A 19,054-nucleotide genomic window follows, 5' to 3' on the forward strand; every position below is an offset into this window, starting at 1 on the left:
AGGTCTATTAGCACGCCGCTATGCGCGGCAGCAGTCACTTTCTTTGCTGCTGCAAAGAAAGTAACCAAAGAAAGCAGCGTGACCGTCTAAGTGTCCACCACGAACCGTTTCTGGGAGTGGTGCGCAAGCTGATTCGGCCATCGCACCACACCACAGAGTGGAGCCGCTCATCCATCCCGGCAGGCACGAAGTGCCTGCCGGAACGGCATAACCGAACAAACCAAACCAAACCAAAACGACCGCCGGTTGTGAGATATGCCCGACGTACGAGCGCAGCGAGGACGGACCTGACAGGCGCTGTGCCAATACCAATAACTGCGAGTTAGCCGAGTCAGCCTGCGTGCCTATCCGCAAGGTTATTCGAGGTGGACACTTAGGCGGATAAGCTGCTTTCTTTGGTTACTTTCTTTGCAGCAGTGTACAGACCGGAGACATAGCTGACAGGTGTACGGAGACATGGTTGACACTTTCGGGTAATCGAACGCCCGAAATCCTCCCATGCCCTGGAACGTAAAAGACACCATGAGTCTCCGACAGGAATTCGTTCAACTCGCCACCCAACGGAGCGTGCCGTTCAGCGAGTTGTGCCGACGTTTCAACGTCAGCCGCCAGACCGGCTACAAGTGGCTTGCCCGCCACTCGACGCAAGGCCTTGAAGGTCTCGTCGATCGCTCGCGTCGTCCGCACGACAGTCCCGCGCGCTCATCCGATGAGATCGTCGCCGTCGTGCTCGACCTGCGCCGCGAGTACGGCTGGGGCGGACGCAAGATCGAGCGTCGTCTGCAAGATCTCGGCCACGCCAATGTGCCCGCACCCTCCACGATCACCGAGATCCTGCGCCGTCACGACCTGCTCCACGCGCCTGAGGACAGACCGCAGCGGCCCTGGCAGCGCTTCGAGCACGAGCATCCGAATGCGCTGTGGCAGATGGATTTCAAGGGCGATTTCCCGACCCTGGAGGGTGGCCGCTGTGCGCCGCTGACGGTGCTCGACGATCACTCGCGCTTTAACATCGTGCTCGCCGCCTGCGGCCGGACAACCACGGAAGTCGTGCAGACCGAGCTCGAGCGGGCGTTTCGCTGCTATGGGCTACCGTCACGCATCAATACCGATAACGGTGCGCCGTGGGGTTCCCCGAGCGCGCCGGGCCAGTTGACCGAGCTCGCGGTGTGGCTGATCAGACTGGGTATTCACGTGAGCTACAGCCGACCGTATCATCCTCAGACGAATGGCAAGGATGAGCGATTCCATCGGTCGCTGAAAGCTGAAGTGCTGGCGCGGCACGTGTTCACGACCCACGCCCACGTGCAGCAGGAGTTGGAACGCTGGCGACAGGTGTACAACACGCAACGCCCGCATGAGGCGCTGGACCTGGCGACGCCGGTGAGCCGCTACCAACCCAGCCCGCGAGCGATGCCCGAGCATCTGCCAGAACCGCAATACGGGCCTGCCGATGAAGTGCTGCGGGTCAATTCAAATGGCCTGGTGCGTTTCAGAGGCGAGGCGCTGCGTCTGTCGACTGCGCTCAAAGGGCTGTACGTGGCCGCACGTCCAAAGCACGACGAAGACGGCGTAATTGAGTTCTGGTTTGCCCATCAACGCATTGCAAAACTTGACCTGAAAGCAGCAAAACCCTGAACATCAGGTGTCAACGATGTCCTCGTACATGTGTCAACTATGTCTCCGGTCCGTACACAGCAGCAAAGAAAGTGACTGCTGCCGCGCATAGCGGCGTGCTAATGGACCTACGCGAAAGCAAGTTCCCAAGAAGCGCAAGCAAACAAAACCAACCCAACCCAACCAAGCGCCAGCGCCCTCCCCCTCCTATACGTTCAAATCGCGCAAAAAATTATCCCGCCAGACGGAGACATTATTCCTGCGCAACTGCGCAAACATCTCCGAATAGCGCGCAATGCGCTCCTCTTTGGGCATGGCAAGCGCCACAGCCAGCGCATCGGCCATCCCATCGATATCCAGCGGATTAACAACGAGCGCCCCATTCAACTCCTGGGCCGCGCCCGCAAACTGCGAAAGCACGAGCACGCCCGGATTCTCGGGATCCTGCGCCGACACATATTCCTTCGCCACCAGATTCATCCCGTCGCGCAACGGCGTGACAAACCCCACGTGCGATGCGCGAAACAACGCCGCCAAAACCGGCCGCTCGTACTGTCGATGGATATAGCGAATCGGCGTCCAGTCCAGCTCCGCATAACGCCCATTGATCCGCCCCGACTCCGCTTCGAGTTGCAGACGAATATCGCGATACGCATCCATATCCGCACGCGTCGGCGGCGCGATCTGTAAAAAAGAAACGCTGTTGCGCTGCGCCGGTTGATGCTCGATCAGTTTTTCAAACGCGCGAAACCGCTCGACCAACCCCTTCGAATAATCCAGCCGATCCACGCTCATCACAAGCTTGCGGTCATGCAGCGTGTTTTTCACGATCTGCACGTCCCGCCCGCTCTCGCCATCCTTCGCGAGCGCGGCGATTTCGTCCGGATAGACGCCGATCGGATAAGCCCCCGCCCTGAGCGTCCGCCCAAAGGCGCTCACTTCATAGGGCGCGTTCGCGTGACGCTCGATCGCCCCGTTCGCCTCGCTCTCGATGTAATCGCAAAACGCGCGCAAGTCCGGCCCTGTCTGGAAACCAAGCAGATCGAAGGAGCACAGCGCCTCGGCCAATTCCCGATGACGCGGCACGCTCAGCAAAACCTGCGACGCCGGAAACGGAATGTGCAGGAAGAATCCAATGCGATTCTTAACGCCGAGCTCGCGTAACGCCTGCGCGAACGGAATCAGGTGATAGTCGTGAACCCAGATCACGTCGTCGGGCTTGAGCAGCGGCGCAAGCTGCGCGGCGAGCCATCGGTTCACGCGGCAGTAGCCGTCGAATTCGTGCCGATCGAACTGGATCAGATCCGGACGGTAATGGAACGCGGGCCACAACGTGGCGTTCGAAAAACCGCGGTAGTACTGGTCGTAGTCGCGCCGCACGAGGCCGATGGTCGCGAACGTGACCGGTCCGCGCTCTTCCAGCCGGATGCCCTCGGGCGCGGCGGCCAGCACGTCGCCGCTCCAGCCGAACCACATGCCGCCGGTTTCCTTCAGGGCATCGTAGACGCCCACCGCCAGGCCGCCCGCCGCCGGTCCGCCTTCCGAGATCGGCGCGACCCGGTTCGAAACAATAATGAGACGGCTCACGAACGCGGCCCTGCAATGACCTGCAACCAATCGATAAATCCACTCACCGAGTCGATCCGCACCTGCGCGAGCGTGTCGCCCGCGCCGACCTTGATCGACAGGCCGCCGAATTCGTTCACCACGGCAAAGCCCTTTTCATCGGTCAGATCGTCGCCGACGAAGACCGGTCGCCGCCCCGTAAACGGCGGTTCCTTTAGAAACGCGCGCACGGCGCGGCCTTTGTCGACGTCCTTCGGCTTGATTTCGTAGACCATCTTGCCGGGCTGCAGCACGTAGGCATCGGCGTACTGGGCGACCAGTTGTTCCGTCGCCGCGCGCGCCGCCGGCTCGCGGTCGGGCGCGTTGCGGTAATGCAGCGCGAGCGCGGCGCCCTTGATTTCGAGCAGCATGCCGGGATTCGTCGTAACGACCGCCGCGAGCACGTGCTCCATGCGCAACAGGCGCTCGTCGTCGAAACCGATACGCTGCACATCGCCATTCGAATCGCGCCGCTCGGCACCGTGCAGTCCCGCCACCGGCAGATCTGGCATGCCGAGAAACGCGTCGATACTCTCGATCCCGCGCCCCGACACCACGGCCAGCGCGCCGTTGGTTTCGCGGCGCAGCGTCGCGAGCAGGCCGGGCACGGCGGGCGGCACAATCACGCCGTCGGGCGTCGATGCCAGTTCGACCAGCGTGCCGTCGAAGTCGAAAAAGAAAGCGGTCTCGGCGAGCGGCAGCGAGTCGGGAAGTGAACCAGGGAGGATTTGCATCGAAGTTTGCCTTTTCAGCCGGCACGTCACCGGCAAAGTTTGGCGCATCTTACCGCGCCTCGTCGTCGATTTCGAGAAGCCGGCGGGCGTGCCGGCGCTATCGGCTTTAAGCGGTCCATGCACGCTTTGTTCCCGCGCGCGGCCGGACGCAGTCGGCGGCATGCGCCGGGATGTTTACGCGCGACGCATCCAGACGTGGGGAATGCCGTCTTCGTCGTGAATGTCGGATGACGGCGTGAAGCCGAACGCGCCGTAAAAGCCCTGCAGATGCGCCTGCGCGTGCAGGCTGACGGGACGGCCGGGCCATTGCCGCGCGATGTGCGTGAGCGCTTCGGCGAGCAAGCTGCTGCCGAGACGCGCGCCGCGAAAAGTCGCGGTCGTCAGCACGCGGCCGATCCGCACGTCGGTTTCGGAAGTATCCGGAAAACCTGGCAGCAGCACACGCAGATAACCCGCGAGAGCCGGCCGTTCACCAGCGCCATAGGCGAACAGATGCCACGCGTCGGCGTCGAGTCCGTCGATATCGCCGTAGACGCAATTCTGCTCGACGACGAACACCGCGCTGCGTGCGGCGAGCATCTCGTAGACTTCGGTGGGCGTGAGTGTGTCGAAGGATTTCCAGCGCCACTGGAACGTTGATGGCGAAGTGGTGTGATCGGTCATATCGGGCCGCTCGCGCGCCGCCCCATGGACGAGGCGTGCATGGCGGCGTGGTCGCATTTCGGATTTCAGGACCCGCAATTATGCCGCGCGCAGACGAAAAAAAGCCCTGACGTGTCAGGGCTTTTCACCGTACTGGAGGCGCGAGCCGGAGTCGAACCGGCCTAAACGGCTTTGCAGGCCGCTGCATAACCGCTTTGCTATCGCGCCGTAAGCGGTGTCTGGTGATGATTCAACGCGCTCTGCGTGAACTTGCCGATCCACTGGCCCACCAAACAAAAAGGGAAGCCTTGCTTCCCCTTTGGACTGGAGCGGGAGACGAGGCTCGAACTCGCGACCTCAACCTTGGCAAGGTTGCGCTCTACCAACTGAGCTACTCCCGCATGTGCTGCTTGGTTACTTCCTGAATGCTGCCAAATTCAACTATCTTGCTTCGAGCAAAACCGTTCAGTGACTCGAACGATTTGAAAACTGGAGCGGGAGACGAGGCTCGAACTCGCGACCTCAACCTTGGCAAGGTTGCGCTCTACCAACTGAGCTACTCCCGCTTATTTGCTGCTGATTTACCGCATTTTTCCGTCGTTTTTCCGTCGTTTATGGCGTTGCGTTTTTGCGCTCACCCGACAGAAACGAGATTATGTAGAAGCCTCGAACGCCTGTCAACAGGTTTGTATGCGCCCTTTCACTCGATCGCGCAATTTATAGCATCCCGCCTTTTTCGCGAATTTGCGGCCATGCGAGCTTCATGTAATAGAGCATCGACCAGACCGTCAGGAACGCGGCGACATAGATCAGCCACAAACCCCACACGCGCGTGTCGATCACGTATTGCGTGCCGGTGACCTTCAACTGGCCGTAAAAGAGCAGCATCGGAATGGCGACCATCTGGCAGACGGTCTTGAATTTGCCGAGCGAATTCACGGCGACACTCTTCGACGCGCCGATCTGCGCCATCCATTCGCGCAGCGCCGAAATCGTGATCTCGCGCCCGACGATCACAAGCGCGATCACCGCGTTTAGCCGCGTGAGCTGCACGAGTACGAGCAACGCGGCCGTGACCATGAGCTTGTCGGCGACCGGATCGAGGAACGCGCCGAACGCGGACGTCTGGTCGAGCTTGCGCGCGAGGAAGCCGTCGAACCAGTCGGTCAGCGCGGCGAGCACGAAGATCACCATGGCGAGCAAATTGCGATGCTCCGGGCTCATCATCACGTCCGGCAAATAGAAGATGCCGACGACGAGCGGAATCAGCACGATTCGCAGCCATGTCAGGAAAATCGGAAGGTTGAACGGCATCGGCTCAGGCGCAAATCGGATTGGGAGGTGCCATTGTGCCGCGTCGATCCTCATGTCACAAGGCGGCGCGGCACGTCGGACAAGGCTGTCAATGAAGTTGTCAGTGAAGCTGGCGGTAGATCTGCTCGGCGAGCGCGTGCGAAATGCCTTCGACGCTCGCGAGATCTTCCACGCTCGCCGCCTGCACGCCACGCAGCCCGCCAAAGCGCGACAGCAGCCGCTGACGCCGTTTCGCGCCGACGCCTTCGAGTTCTTCGAGCCGCGACGTCTGCCGCGTCTTCGCGCGTTTCGCGCGCATGCCGGTGATGGCGAAACGGTGCGCTTCGTCGCGGATCTGCGCGACCAGCATCAGCGCCGCGCTCTCCTTGCCGAGTTCGAGTGGCGCGCGGCCATCGGCGAAAATGAGCGTCTCCAGACCGACCTTGCGCCCCTCGCCCTTCGCCACGCCGACCAGCATCCCCCGGTCGAGCCCCAGTTCCGCGAACACCTGGCGCGCGATTTCCACCTGCCCCTTGCCACCGTCGATCAACACGATGTTCGGCAGCAGACCGCCCGCCGCGGGCGGTTCGGCGGTGTCGGGCGTGGGGTTGGGATCGGCGTCGGGCTGGCGCGCGGCTTCATCGGCGGCATTGGCGGCGGCCTGCGCGACCATCTTTTCGTAACGGCGCGTGAGCACCTGGCGCATGGCCGCGTAATCGTCGCCGGGCGTGATGCCCGTGATGTTGTAGCGCCGATACTCGCCCGATTGCATCTTGTGATGGTGATACACGACGCACGACGCCTGCGTCGCCTCGCCCATCGTGTGACTGATGTCGAAACACTCGATCCGCAGTTGCGCGAGATCGTCCATCTCCAGGCCGAGCGTATCGGCCAGCGTGCGCGTGCGCGCCTGTTGCGAACCTTGCTCGGAGAGCAGCCGCGCGAGCGCGAGCCGCGCGTTCTGCTCGGCCATCGAAAGCCACACGCGCTTTTGGCCTTGTGGCTGGCGCAGCAGGCTGACCTTATGCCCGGCCTGCTCGATCAGTAGACCAACAAGTTCGCGGCTCGCCGGCGCGTGGCTCACGACCAAAACCGGCGGAATGCGATTGCCCAGGTAATGCTGCGCGATAAACGCTTCGAGCACTTCGGATTCGAGCGCGCCTTCGCGTGGGGGTTGGGATTCGGTTTCTTCTTCGGGGCCTTCCTCGATTTCTTCTTCGGTTTCTTCTTCGGCGGTGACTTGTTGTTCGGGTTCTGCTCCTTCCGCTTCCGCTTCCGCTTCTGCTCCTTCCGTTTCGACTCCTTCGGCTCCGACTTCGGCTTCCGCCTGCGCCTCCGCACCCGCATAAACGCCGCCATCGAACTCCGCGACCGCCACGGTCGCCACGTCCTCGACGATCTCGTCTTCCACGCCGCCTTCCGCCGCCGTCAGCGCAGCTTCGACGTGCGCCGGGAAATACGCCTTATCGCCGAGATGCCGGCCGCCGCGCACCATCGCGAGGTTCACGCAGACTTTCCCGCCCAGCGCGACGACCGCGAGAATATCGACGTCGTTGTCGCCGCCCACCTCGATTGCCTGCTGATGCAGCACCGTGGACAGCGAACTCATCTGGTTGCGCACGGCCGCGGCCTGCTCGAACTTGAGATCGGCGGCGAACGCGTGCATTTTCTGTTCGAGTTCCCTCATCACCTCGCTCTGCCGGCCAAGGAGAAAGCGCGACGCGTTCGACACATCGCGCGCGTAGTCTTCGTCGGTGACGAGGCCGACGCACGGCGCCGTGCAGCGGCCGATCTGATGCAGCAGGCACGGCCGCGTGCGATTCGTGAAGACGGAGTCCTCGCAAGTCCGCAACTGAAACACGCGCTGAAGAATCTGGATACTTTCGCGCACCGCCCACGCGCTGGGAAACGGACCGAAATACTGGTTTTTCTTGTCGACCGCGCCTCGGTAATACGCCATGCGCGGAAATTGATGGCCCGTCAGCTTGAGATACGGATAAGACTTGTCGTCGCGAAACAGGATGTTGTAGCGCGGCGTCAAAGCCTTGATGAGATTATTCTCAAGCAACAGCGCTTCAGCTTCGGAACGCGTGACGGTCGTCTCTATCTTGCGGATGCGCGTGACCATCATCGCGATACGCGGCGAGTGCAGCGTTTTCGTGAAGTAACTGGACACGCGCTTTTTGAGATTGCGCGCCTTGCCAACGTAGAGCACGTTTCCGGCGGCGTCGTAGTAGCGGTAGACGCCCGGCAGATGCGGCAACTGGGCAAGAAACTTCTTCGGATCGAAAACGTCGGTGTCGGTCATGCAGCGCAGTGAGAGAAGTCGGCTTCGTGGGCTGGGATGGCGTGGCTGAAATTCAGCGCCGCGCCTTCGTGAAGCTGCAACGCCCGTGCCTTACGCCCGTGCCTTAGAATCGCCAGTTTAGAACATTACGCGGCCGAGTCGCGGCCCGGGACACCCGCCAATGTCACCTTCGACCGCCACCCCAGCGCCTACCGACCTCGCCTGCGATATTTTCTGCGAGGTCATCGACAATTTCGGCGATATCGGCGTCTGCTGGCGGCTCGCGCGCCAATTGGCGGCGGAACACGGCTGGGAAGTGCGGCTTTATGTCGACGATCTCAAGGCCTTTCGCGCGCTGTGCGGCGAAGTCGATGCGGCGCTTGACCGTCAGACGGCCTCCGGTGTCACGATCGAACACTGGCACACGCCGTCGCACGCGGGCGACACGCTGCAGATCGCGGATGTCGTGATCGAAGCGTTCGGCTGCGAGCTGCCCGCTGTGTACGTCGCGGCGATGGCGCGGCGCGAGCGCAAGCCGGTGTGGATCAATCTCGAATATCTGAGCGCCGAGGATTGGGTCGCGGATTTCCATCTGCGTCCTTCGCCGCATCCGCGCTATCCGCTCGTCAAAACGTTCTTTTTTCCGGGCCTCGGTCCCGGCACCGGCGGCGTGCTGAAGGAAAGCACGCTCGATACGTCCCGCGCGGCGTTTTCGCCCGATGCCTGGTGGCGTGAGCGCGCCGGCTGCGCCGCGCCGCCGCCGGAAGCCACGGTGATCGCGCTCTTCGCGTATGAAAACCCCGCGCTCGACGCACTGCTCGCGCAATGGCGCGACGCCGCCACGCCCGCCGCGCCGATCGTGCTGCTCGCGCCGGAAGGCCGCGTGTCGGGCACGCTGGCCCGCTTTTTCGGCCTGCCGCACTTTCGCGCGGGATCGCGTGCCGAGAGCGGCGCGCTCACGGCGCACGCGCTCGGTTTCGTCGATCAACCGCTGTTCGACGGTCTGCTCTGGGCCGCCGATATCAATTTCGTGCGCGGCGAGGATTCCTTCATCCGCGCGCAATGGGCGCAAAAGCCGTTCGTGTGGCACATCTACCCGCAAGCCGACGACGCGCATCTGCCAAAGCTCGACGCCGCGCTCGCGCACTACACGCAAGGTCTCGCCGACGACGCCCGCGCGTCGGTGACGCGTTTTTGGCATGCGTGGAACGGGGTCGGATCGGTGGACTGGGGCGACTTCTGGCGACACCGCGCGGCGCTCGCGCAACGCGGCGCCGCGTGGGCGCGCGAACTGGCGTCGGTCGGCGACCTGGCTGGAAATCTGGCGGAATTCGCAAAAACTCAGTTAAAATAAGCGGTTATCCAACGGCTTACAGTTCATCGCCCGCCTGTTCGTCGATCCGCCAGTATGTCGCGCAGTTCGAGTGGTTTGCATCGCTTTCACAGCGTTTATTGCGCCTCGAACATCGCTTCTCTCCCGGCTTGTCGACGAATCCCCGGCTGGCTTCCGAACGCCAAGCACGGTGAGGCGCGGCAACCGGCAATTTCGCAGCAATTCGCGGAATTTCACTGTCACTCGCTCTATCCTCGGGCTTCTCATAGAGTCCCGAATATTGCAGGTGGCGCGAACACCGGTCCAGCCCTCAGGCGGCATCCGCGACAGCTTCGGCGGGCGCGCCGGACGGGATTCCACGATGCGCCTCGCGCGTTTCGGCATAAGTCCGAATCCTCCGTGAGCCGTCGAGCACTATTGAAGCAACTCAATTTCGTACAGGACAGTTTTTTATGATGAAGACCGCACAAGAACTCCGCGTTGGCAACGTCGTGATGATCGGCAGCGATGCCATGGTCGTGCAGAAGGCCGAGTACAACAAATCGGGCCGCAACTCGGCTGTCGTGAAGATGAAGTTCCGCAACTTGCTGTCGGCGGCGAACATGGAATCGGTCTACAAGGCCGACGACAAATTCGACGTCGTCTTGCTCGAGCGCAAGGAAGTGACGTACTCGTACTTCGCCGATCCGATGTACGTGTTCATGGACGCCGACTACAACCAGTACGAAGTCGAAGCCGAAATGATGGGCGACGCGATGCACTACCTCGAAGACGGCATGCCGTGCGAAGTCGTGTTCTACAACGAGAAAGCGATTTCGGTCGAACTGCCGACCACGCTGATCCGCGAGATCATCTACACGGAACCGGCTGTCAAGGGCGATACGTCGTCGGGCAAGGTGCTGAAGAACGCCAAGATCAACACTGGTCTGGAACTGCAAGTGCCGCTGTTCTGCGCGATCGGCGACAAGATCGAAATCGACACCCGCACGAACGAGTACCGCAGCCGCGCGTAAGCGCCACGGCCGTCACGGTGTGACCGGACGTTCCGGTCGCATCGCCGCTCACGGCGGCAAAATCCGTACTTGTTGCAAAAGAAAAAGCGCCCGCGATGGGCGCTTTTTCTTTTGCGTGAAGTTTTGGCTATGTTCAGGCAAACTTTACCGGTTCAGCCACGCTCAAAGCAATATCGGCGAATGGTGGCGCCGCTGCAATTGGCCGATTCGTGTACGGCCGCAGGTATTTACCCCATTCGGCACGATTGGCATGAATGCTGCTTATAGTCTCGGATCGCAAACTCATAACGCTAAAAAATGCATATTAAAGTCCCTGCACGACTGTTGATCGCCATTGCGATCGCCGGCTCCACGCTCGCCACAATGGCCGCCTGCTCCTCGACGCCGACACACGAATCGGCCGGCGAATACACCACAGACACCGCGACGACGGCCCGCGTGAAGACCGCTCTCCTTTCCGATCCCGGCCTCAAGTCGCTGGCGGTCAGCGTCGAAACGTATCGCGGCGAAGTGCAGTTGTCGGGCTTCGTGAATTCGCCGGACCAGATTCAGAAGGCCGTCGCCGTGAGCCGCAGCGTGTCGGGCGTCCAGTCCGTCAAAAACGATCTCCATGTGAAGCCGCAGTAGCAGCAGGTAGAAGGAAGCAAGCAGGACGCAGGAGACCACGCAGCGCGCGCAAGTCCGGCAACACGCGGAAAACAGCACGCCATGCGACCACGCGCCCGGCGCAGACGGGCCAGAACGGCAGTCCGCGCCGAAGCGAATTACAGACCATTTTCATACGTTGTGTCCGCCATGCCACACGCCCTGATTGTCGAAGACGACCCTAATAGCCTCTCCGGCCTCTCCGCGATTCTGACGGCCGACGGATTCTCGGTCGATACCGCCACGACGCTCGCCGAAGCGCGCGCCGCGCTGACGCGGTTTATCCCGGACGTCGTGCTCGTCGACCTGAATCTGCCCGACGGCAGCGGGCTCGACCTGCTGCACAACATGCCCGCCCAACCGCCCGACGGCGCGGTGCCGGTGATCGTGATGACCGGCAATGCGACGGTCGAAAGCGCGATCGAAGGTCTGCGCCACGGGATTTGGGATTATCTGTTGAAGCCCGTGAATATTCCGCGATTGCGCAGCCTGCTCGCCCGCATTCCGCGCCCTTACGAATTGACCGAGGAAGTGCAGGTGCTGCGCACGACGCTGCGCGATCTCGGCCACTTCGGCGCGATGATGGGCCGCAGCGGCGCGATCCAGCACGTCTACGATCTGATCGAACACACCGCGCCGACCGAAGCCGGCGTGTTGATCTGCGGCGAGACGGGCACGGGCAAAAAAGTCGCGGCGCGTACGATCCATGAACTGAGCCGCCGCCGCAAAGGCCCGTTTATCTCGTTCGACTGCTCGGCGCCGCGCGACGCAAACGGGCGCTCGATCGAAAGTATTCTGTTCGGCCATGAACGCGGCGCGTTCGCCGGCGCGGAAAACCGCGAACCGGGGCTGCTCGAACAGGCGGGCGGCGGCACGCTGCTGCTCGACCAGATCGACGCACTGCCCGCGGCTCAGCAGGAAGCGCTGTTGCGCGCGCTCGATTCGCAAACCTTCATGCGGGTCGGCGGCAGCAACCGCATCGGCACCGATTTCCGTCTGCTCGCCACGACGCGCAAGCCCGTGCGCGATGCGGTCGACGACGGTTCACTGCGCGAAGATCTTTTCCTGCGCCTGAACGCATCGTCGATCGCGCTGCCGCCGTTGCGGGATCGCGGCGAGGACATCGCGCTTCTGGCGGAATGTTTCGTCGATGAACTGAATCGTGAGAATCACGTGGCGGGCATCACGAGCGGCGCGCCGAAACGCGTGACGCCGGGATTTATCCGCGAATGCATGGCGAACGAGTGGCCGGGCAATCTGCGCGAACTGCGCGAGCGCGTGCGGCGCGCTTATCACGCGTCGGGCGACGTGATCGAAACGCTGCGAGTAGATGAGCAGAACGGTCTGAGCGGACGCGGCCTGAACGGCAGCAGCCTGATGGTGACGGTCGGCACGGCGCTCGCGGATGTCGAGGATATGCTGATTCGCGCGACGCTCGATGCGGTCGGCGGTACGCGTCATCGCGCGGCCACTTTGCTCGGCATCAGCCCGAAGACGCTCTACAACAAACTTCAGCGGATGAAGATCGAGCCTTGAACGCGTAAAACCAATAAAAAAACGCCGCCGTTGCTAAAAACAACGGCGGCGTTTTTTATTTCAGCACGCTCTCGATCAGCGCGCGCGCTTGCTGATATTCGACCAGCGTCATCAGCTTGCTCCAGCGCCACGCGCGGCCGCGCGGCCGCATGCGCCGCAGACGCTGCTGCGACGCGCGCGACGGCGTGAAGCGCAGCGAATCGAGAACCGCTTCCGCCGCGTCCGGCTGATTGCAGATCAGCACCATGTCGCAGCCCGCGGTAAGCGCTGCGGTCGCGGCTTCGGTGAGCGAGCCACCGGCGCGCGCGGCTTCCATCGAGAGGTCGTCGCTGAAAATCGCGCCATTGAAGCCGAGCTTGCCGCGCAGGATGTCCTGCAGCCAGACGCGCGAGAATCCGGCGGGCTTTTCGTCCACTTGCGGATAAATCACGTGCGCCGGGATCACGGAGGCGAGCGACATGCCGAGCCAGTCGTAAGGCTGAATGTCTTCGGCGAGGATGGCATCGAGCGGCCGGTCATCCACCGGCATCGCGACATGCGAATCCGCCGACGCAAAGCCGTGTCCGGGAAAATGCTTGCCGCAATTCGCCATGCCCGCGAGGGCGAGACCATGATTCAGACTCTTCGCGAGCATCGCGACCACGCGTGGATCGCGATGCAGCGCGCGGTCGCCGATCACCTTCGACTGGCCGTAGTCCAGATCCAGCACCGGCGTAAAGCTCATATCGACGCCGCACGCGCGCAGTTCGGCCGCCAGCACGAAACCGAACGCGGTCGCGGCTTTGGTCGCGAGCAGCACGTCGCGATCCCACAATTCACCGAGACGCGCGGGCGCGGGCAGCACCGTGAAACCGTCGGTACGAAAGCGCTGGACGCGGCCGCCTTCATGATCCACCGCGATCAGGATATCGTCCCGCACTGCGCGGATCGCGTCGGTGAGCGCGACGAGTTGCGCGCGATCGGTGAAATGGCGGGCGAACAAAATGATGCCGCCGGTATTCGGGTGCTCGATGCGCCGGATATCGGCGTGATCGAGCGTCGTGCCGGCCACGTCGAGCATGACCGGTCCGGGAGTGCGTTTCATTGAATTCAAAGGGAAATGAGCAAAAGGTCAGGGATGAGTTTCGGCGATCACGAACGACACCGCGTAATCACGCTCGTCGCTGATGGTGACCTGCGCCGTGATGCCGCGCACGGCGAGCCAGTCGGCAAGTTCACCGGACGCCGCAATGATCGGCTTGCCGGTCGGCTCGTTGAGCGTCTGGAGCGCGCGCCAGGTCATCGGCCAGCGCATGCCAAGGCCGATCGCCTTCGAGAACGCCTCCTTAGCGGAAAAACGGGTCGCGAGAAACGCCAGTCCGCGTACTTCCGACCGCGCGCGCCGGGCGTGATAGATACGCAGTTCGTCGGCGCCGAGCACTTTCTCGGCGAAACGCCCTTTCGTGCGCTCCATCACCGCTGCAACGCGGCTCACCTGCACTACGTCCGTCCCAATTCCGTAGATCGCCATGTCGAGCGCTCCGTTTTAGCGTGCGGCGGAAAGGCGCGCGGCGACCATGATCGCCTTCATTTCGCGCACCGCGTTTTCCCAGCCCGCGAAAATCGCGTGCGCGACGATCGCATGGCCGATGTTCAGTTCCACGATGCCTTCCAGCGCCGCGATCGGCTGCACGTTCGTGTAATGCAGGCCGTGCCCGGCGTTCACTTTCAGGCCGAGCGAATTGCCGAAATCGACGCCTTTCGCGACGCGCTCGAACTCGCGCTGCTGCTCGGCCGGATCGTGCGCTTCGGCGTAGCGGCCCGTGTGCAGCTCGATCACCGGCGCGCCCGCTTCGTGCGCGGCGCGAATCTGCGTCTCGTCGGCGTCGATGAAAAGCGACACGCGCGCGCCCGCCTGCGCCAGTTGCGCGCACGCGGCCTTCACCGCCTCGAACTGCCCGGCCACATCGAGACCGCCTTCCGTCGTCAATTCCGCGCGTTTTTCCGGCACGAGACAGACATCGTGCGGCTTGATCTCACACGCGATATCCAGCATTTCGCGCGTCACCGCGCATTCCAGGTTCATCCGCGTCTTGAGGAGCGGACGCAGCGCGCGCACGTCCGCATCGACGATATGGCGGCGGTCTTCGCGCAGATGCAGCGTAATCGCGTCCGCGCCCGCTTCCTCGGCGCTGAGCGCCGCGCGGACCGGGTCCGGATAACGGGTGCCGCGCGCGTTGCGCAGCGTGGCGACGTGGTCGATATTCACGCCGAGATCGATCACATTCGACGATGAAGACAGAAAGAAGCTCATAAGTTTTGCAGGTCGATGAGAATCTGACGGGTGGCGAGCGGCGTACCGCCCAGATAGACGTTGAGCAGGAAACGCATCAGCGTCTTGCTTTGTGCCGCCGTTTGCGGGCGGCTGTAGTCGTCGTTTTCCATGTCGAGCAGCGTCTGTCCGGCGATCACCGGCCACTGAACCGGCCACTCATCCGACGCTTCGCGCACGCCGCGCTCGGGATCGAAGACATATTTGCGCGCAGCCTCGACGCTCTGGCGCCTGACGGTGCGGTTCAGCGCCATCGCGTAGCCGGTTTCGCGCAGCAGCACGCGCTCGAACGAACGCAACACCTGGACCGCCGGCTCGCCGTGCGCGAGACGCGACAGCGTGAGAACGTAGTGATTGAAGAGTTGCGGATGCGAGTCTTCGCGCGCGCAGAACTTCACGAGCAGTTCGTTGACGTAGAAACCGCACAACAGCGCGTCGCCGCCGAGCGGCAGCATGCCGCCGACCCATTCAGCGCTCGTCAGCGTGCGGACTTCGCCCTTGCCCGACCACGACAGCCCAAGCGGCTGGAACGTCTGCAACACGCCGCGCAACGCCGAATGCGGACGCTTCGCGCCCTTGGCGACGAGCGCGACGCGGCCGTGATCGCGCGAAAACACGTCGATCACAAGGCTCGTCTCGCGATACGGATAGCTGTGCAGCACGAATCCCGGCTGCTCCGCGATGCGGTAGTCCGAGCGCGGCGCGGCGCGCGGCCGCTTGAGCGCGGCAGGCGCAGCGGACGCGTCCGGCGCGCTGCGGCGCTTTTTAGCGGCAGGCTTGGGTGCGCCGGCGTCCGCGCTGAACGTGTCGTCGGGATCGGACGGGGGCGAGGTCATCCACGCCTCGTTCGCGCCCTCACTCGTACCCATAGGCGCGAAGTCCTGCCTCGTTATCCGCCCAGCCGCTCCGAACCTTGATGAAGGTTTCGAGATAGACCGGACCGTCGAACAGCTTCGCCATGTCGAGGCGCGCTTCCGTGCTGATCTGCTTAAGCTTCGCGCCCTTCTGGCCGATGATCATCGCCTTGTGCGTGTCGCGCTCAACCAGAATGGTCGCGAAAATGCGGCGCAAGCGCCCTTCCGTCTCGAATTTATCGATCAGCACCGTGCTCGTGTACGGCAATTCGTCCCCGGTCCAGCGGAACACCTTCTCCCGCAGGATTTCCGCCGCCAGGAAGCGCTCGCTGCGGTCGGTGAGATCGTCTTCGCCGTAGATCGGCGAGCCTTCCGGGAGATACGGCTTGACCGTGTCCATCAGGCGCTTGATATCGTCGATATTTTTCGCCGACATCGGCACGATTTCCTTGAACTCGAAAAGCGCAGCCGTCTTCTGCATGAACGGAAAAAGCGTGGCCTTGTCGGTCACGTGGTCGAGCTTGTTCGCGATCAGCAGCGTGGGCGTGCCCTTCGGGATCAGATCGAGCACCTTCTGGTCGTCGGGACCGAAACGGCCCGCTTCGATCACGAACAGGATCGCATCCACCGAGGTCAGCGTCGACGTCACCGCGCGATTGAGCGAGCGGTTCAGCGCGCCGCTGTGCTTGGTCTGGAAGCCGGGCGTATCGACGAAAATGTACTGCGCGTCGTCCAGCGTATGAATGCCGGTAATGCGGTGACGCGTGGTCTGCGCCTTGCGCGACGTGATGCTGACCTTCTGGCCGACCAGCGCGTTCATCAGCGTCGATTTGCCGACATTAGGCCGGCCGACGATCGCGACCATGCCGCAGCGGAAACCAGTGGAAGCGGGAGCGTTCATATATGTGTGCTGCAGAAGTCGTTGGGCGCGCGCGGCGCGCCGGAATATAAGGCGTCAGTGGCCGGCGTCGGCCGCGCGTGCAACACGGGTTTCTTGCGATTCGTGCTGCTCGTGGGTCTCGCGGGTCTGGCTGGTGTCGGCGGGCGTGGCGACTGCGGCCGCATTGGTCTCGCCACCGCTGGACTCGGCGCGCTCGGTTTTATCGGATGTGCGGTGAAGCGTGTGACGCTCGGGCTTATCGGCCGGCTTTTCGGCCGAGGCAAACGCACCCGCCGAAGGCTCGACATGCGCCGCGCGGATCACCGCGAGCGGCGCGATCTCGCCGTTACGCGCACGTTCCTTCGCGCTCGGCGAACGCAGATCGAGCGCGGTCTGGACGCCCGTCACGCCCGGCACGACCTCGGCTTCGAGATGCTTCGCGGCGCGCGCGCCCTTGCGCTTCGGCTTGACGGCGAGCGCGGGCGCGGCGGCGATCACGTCGTCGAGCGCCTTCTTTGCCGCCGCCTGCTCGGCCGCGCGCCGGCTCGCGCCCGAGCCGGACACTTTCACGTCGAGCTTCGGCACGGTGCATTCGACTTCGAACTGCTGGTTGTGCGCGGCGCCGTGCGTCGCGACGACCGTGTAAGTCGGCAGCGCGATCTTGTGGCCCTGCAGATATTCCTGCAGCAGCGTCTTCGCGTCCTTGCCAATGGTGCGTGGATCGATGCTATCGAGGATGGGCGCGTAAAGCCGCTTGATGACCGTGTGCGCCGCGTCGAATCCGCCGTCGAGAAAGACCGCGCCGAAAATGGCTTCGAGCGTGTCGGCGAGAATCGACGGACGGCGAAAACCGCCACTACGCAACTCGCCTTCGCCCAGCCGCAACGATTCCGAAACGTTCAAAGCCTGCGCAATCTCATAAAGCGATTGTTGCTTGACTAGGTTCGCACGCACGCGAGAAAGATCGCCTTCGTCCAGTTTTGCGAATCGTTGGAACAAAAGCGCAGCCACCACGCAATTTAGAACGGAATCTCCGAGAAATTCGAGCCGTTCGTTGTGCGTGGCACTGTGACTGCGGTGAGTCATCGCCTGGCGCAGCAATTCCGCATTGCGAAATTCGTACCGCAGCCGGCTTTCCAACGGGGTTGAGGGCATGGACAGAGTATAACGCGGGCGCCGGAAGGGGCGAATCCGGCCGCACAGCGCAAAAAAGGCGTGGTGAAAAAGCGTTAGCCGACCTTCTTCACGCAGTTTCGAAGATGAGAGGAAATGCGTGAGACGAAATGCGCGACGCGCGACGATCGACGATCGATCACTCGCGCCGCGCAAAACGAACACGCCGCACATTGAGCGGCGTGTTCGCGCGAATCAGCGTGTTGGCGTTGCGACGGACATTACTTGAACGAGCCCACGCGTTTGAGGTCGCTGAAGTTCATCCAGATAAAGAACGCGCGGCCGACGACGTTCTGGTCCGGCACGAAACCCCAGTAGCGGCTGTCCGCACTGTTGTCGCGGTTGTCGCCCATCATGAAGTAGTGGCCCGCCGGCACCTTGCACGTCACGCCCTGCGCGTTGTACACGCAGTTGTCGCGGAACGGGAAGTCGTCCGCGCCGATCACGAACGGCGGCACGGCCGTGTTGTTCAGGATCGCGTTCTTGCGGCCGCCCAAGTCTTCTTCGAAGTGCTTCGCGTAGCCGATGCGTTCGTCGTCGAAGTAATCGGGCAGCGCCGTTTCCGGAACCGGCTTGCCGTTGATCGTCAGTTTCTTGTCCTGATACGCGACCGTGTCGCCCGGCAGGCCGATCACGCGCTTGATGTAATCGACCGATTCGTCTTTCGGGTAACGAAACACGACAACGTCGCCGCGCGAGAGCGGGCTGCCGTTCGTGAGTTTTGTGTTGCTGATCGGCAGACGCAGACCGTATTCGAACTTGTTCACAAGGATGAAGTCGCCCACGAGCAGCGTCGGCACCATCGACCCCGACGGAATCTTGAACGGCTCGACCACGAACGACCGCACGACGAACACGACCAGAATGACCGGGAAAAAGCTCGCCGAATATTCGAGCCACCACGGCTGGCGAAGTTTTTCGTCGTGAAGACGCGAGCGCGTTTGCGCGGCGTTTTCATCGGCGAAGCGCTCGCCCACGCGCTCCTGCTGGCGGTCGAACTCCGCGACCGCGGCCTCGGCGGCGCGGCGCCGCTGCGGCAGGAAAACCAGTTTATCGAGAACCCATGCAACACCCGTCAACAAGACGAGGATCAAAAGAATCAACGCAAAATTCATCAATCGGTTCCGGTGT

Annotated in this window: 17 protein-coding genes and 3 tRNA genes; 5 read left to right on the top strand and 15 right to left on the bottom strand. The window is 62.6% G+C overall.

Annotation, left to right across the window (positions count from 1 at the left end):
* The first annotated feature begins 498 nt into the window (after positions 1–498).
* Entirely contained in the window at positions 499–1,638 is a 1,140-nt protein-coding gene (locus AC3D25_RS11190) for an IS481 family transposase (protein WP_488888469.1), read from the top strand.
* Positions 1,639–1,824: 186 nt separating this feature from the next.
* On the opposite strand, the gene otsA is transcribed toward AC3D25_RS11190, so the two are convergent.
* The 8 genes from otsA to uvrC form a co-directional block, all read right to left on the bottom strand.
* Positions 1,825–3,204, bottom strand: a complete 1,380-nt coding sequence (gene otsA / locus AC3D25_RS11195; RefSeq protein WP_488888470.1) for an alpha,alpha-trehalose-phosphate synthase (UDP-forming) — start codon at positions 3,202–3,204, stop codon at positions 1,825–1,827.
* On the bottom strand, positions 3,201–3,956 hold the full coding sequence (gene otsB, locus AC3D25_RS11200; RefSeq protein ID WP_488888471.1) for a trehalose-phosphatase: 756 nt from the start codon (positions 3,954–3,956) through the stop codon (positions 3,201–3,203). The genes otsA and otsB overlap by 4 nt, the downstream gene beginning before the upstream one ends.
* Positions 3,957–4,130: 174 nt before the next feature.
* A complete protein-coding gene (locus AC3D25_RS11205; protein ID WP_488888472.1) occupies positions 4,131–4,619 on the bottom strand; it encodes a GNAT family N-acetyltransferase in 489 nt (162 codons plus the stop codon).
* Positions 4,620–4,752: 133 nt separating this feature from the next.
* Positions 4,753–4,826, bottom strand: a tRNA-Cys gene (locus AC3D25_RS11210).
* Between the two features lie 97 nt (positions 4,827–4,923).
* Positions 4,924–4,999 (bottom strand) — tRNA-Gly (locus tag AC3D25_RS11215).
* Between the two features lie 89 nt (positions 5,000–5,088).
* Positions 5,089–5,164: transfer RNA gene (locus AC3D25_RS11220), tRNA-Gly, on the bottom strand.
* 151 nt (positions 5,165–5,315) lie between these two features.
* Positions 5,316–5,912 (bottom strand): CDP-diacylglycerol--glycerol-3-phosphate 3-phosphatidyltransferase, encoded by a 597-nt coding sequence (gene pgsA / locus AC3D25_RS11225; RefSeq protein ID WP_488888473.1) that lies wholly within the window; start codon positions 5,910–5,912, stop codon positions 5,316–5,318.
* Between the two features lie 100 nt (positions 5,913–6,012).
* Complete coding sequence (gene uvrC, locus AC3D25_RS11230) at positions 6,013–8,199, bottom strand: excinuclease ABC subunit UvrC (protein ID WP_488888474.1); 2,187 nt, start codon at positions 8,197–8,199, stop codon at positions 6,013–6,015.
* 160 nt (positions 8,200–8,359) lie between these two features.
* Between uvrC and earP the strand changes: the two genes are divergently transcribed.
* The 4 genes from earP (at position 8,360) to AC3D25_RS11250 (ending at position 12,705) form a co-directional block, all read left to right on the top strand.
* Positions 8,360–9,532: an elongation factor P maturation arginine rhamnosyltransferase EarP gene (gene earP / locus AC3D25_RS11235; RefSeq protein WP_488888475.1), complete on the top strand. Its 1,173-nt coding sequence runs from the start codon at positions 8,360–8,362 to the stop codon at positions 9,530–9,532.
* 434 nt (positions 9,533–9,966) lie between these two features.
* Positions 9,967–10,524: an elongation factor P gene (gene efp, locus AC3D25_RS11240; RefSeq protein WP_488889665.1), complete on the top strand. Its 558-nt coding sequence runs from the start codon at positions 9,967–9,969 to the stop codon at positions 10,522–10,524.
* Positions 10,525–10,821: 297 nt separating this feature from the next.
* Positions 10,822–11,151, top strand: a complete 330-nt coding sequence (locus tag AC3D25_RS11245; RefSeq protein ID WP_488888476.1) for a BON domain-containing protein — start codon at positions 10,822–10,824, stop codon at positions 11,149–11,151.
* 168 nt (positions 11,152–11,319) lie between these two features.
* On the top strand, positions 11,320–12,705 hold the full coding sequence (locus AC3D25_RS11250; RefSeq protein WP_488888477.1) for a sigma-54-dependent transcriptional regulator: 1,386 nt from the start codon (positions 11,320–11,322) through the stop codon (positions 12,703–12,705).
* A 55-nt stretch (positions 12,706–12,760) separates the two neighbouring features.
* Here AC3D25_RS11250 and nagZ read toward each other — a convergent pair whose 3' ends face one another.
* The 7 genes from nagZ to lepB all read right to left on the bottom strand — a co-directional run bounded on the left by nagZ (position 12,761) and on the right by lepB (position 19,038).
* Entirely contained in the window at positions 12,761–13,789 is a 1,029-nt protein-coding gene (gene nagZ, locus AC3D25_RS11255) for a beta-N-acetylhexosaminidase (RefSeq protein WP_488888478.1), read from the bottom strand.
* 27 nt (positions 13,790–13,816) lie between these two features.
* The gene (acpS, locus tag AC3D25_RS11260; RefSeq protein WP_488888479.1) at positions 13,817–14,215 is read right to left on the bottom strand and encodes a holo-ACP synthase; all 399 of its coding nucleotides are present in this window, start codon (positions 14,213–14,215) and stop codon (positions 13,817–13,819) included.
* Between the two features lie 15 nt (positions 14,216–14,230).
* Positions 14,231–14,998, bottom strand: a complete 768-nt coding sequence (gene pdxJ, locus AC3D25_RS11265) for a pyridoxine 5'-phosphate synthase (protein ID WP_488888480.1) — start codon at positions 14,996–14,998, stop codon at positions 14,231–14,233.
* A complete protein-coding gene (recO, locus tag AC3D25_RS11270) occupies positions 14,995–15,852 on the bottom strand; it encodes a DNA repair protein RecO (RefSeq protein WP_488888481.1) in 858 nt (285 codons plus the stop codon). Before recO ends, pdxJ begins: the two co-directional genes overlap by 4 nt.
* Before the next feature lie 19 nt (positions 15,853–15,871).
* Positions 15,872–16,771, bottom strand: a complete 900-nt coding sequence (era, locus tag AC3D25_RS11275; protein WP_488888482.1) for a GTPase Era — start codon at positions 16,769–16,771, stop codon at positions 15,872–15,874.
* Positions 16,772–16,825: 54 nt separating this feature from the next.
* Positions 16,826–17,905, bottom strand: coding sequence for a ribonuclease III (gene rnc / locus AC3D25_RS11280; RefSeq protein ID WP_488888483.1), 1,080 nt, complete (start codon positions 17,903–17,905; stop codon positions 16,826–16,828).
* A 239-nt stretch (positions 17,906–18,144) separates the two neighbouring features.
* Complete coding sequence (lepB, locus tag AC3D25_RS11285) at positions 18,145–19,038, bottom strand: signal peptidase I (protein ID WP_488888484.1); 894 nt, start codon at positions 19,036–19,038, stop codon at positions 18,145–18,147.
* Positions 19,039–19,054: the final 16 nt, after the last annotated feature.

Source organism: Caballeronia sp. SL1002, from assembly GCF_057814995.1.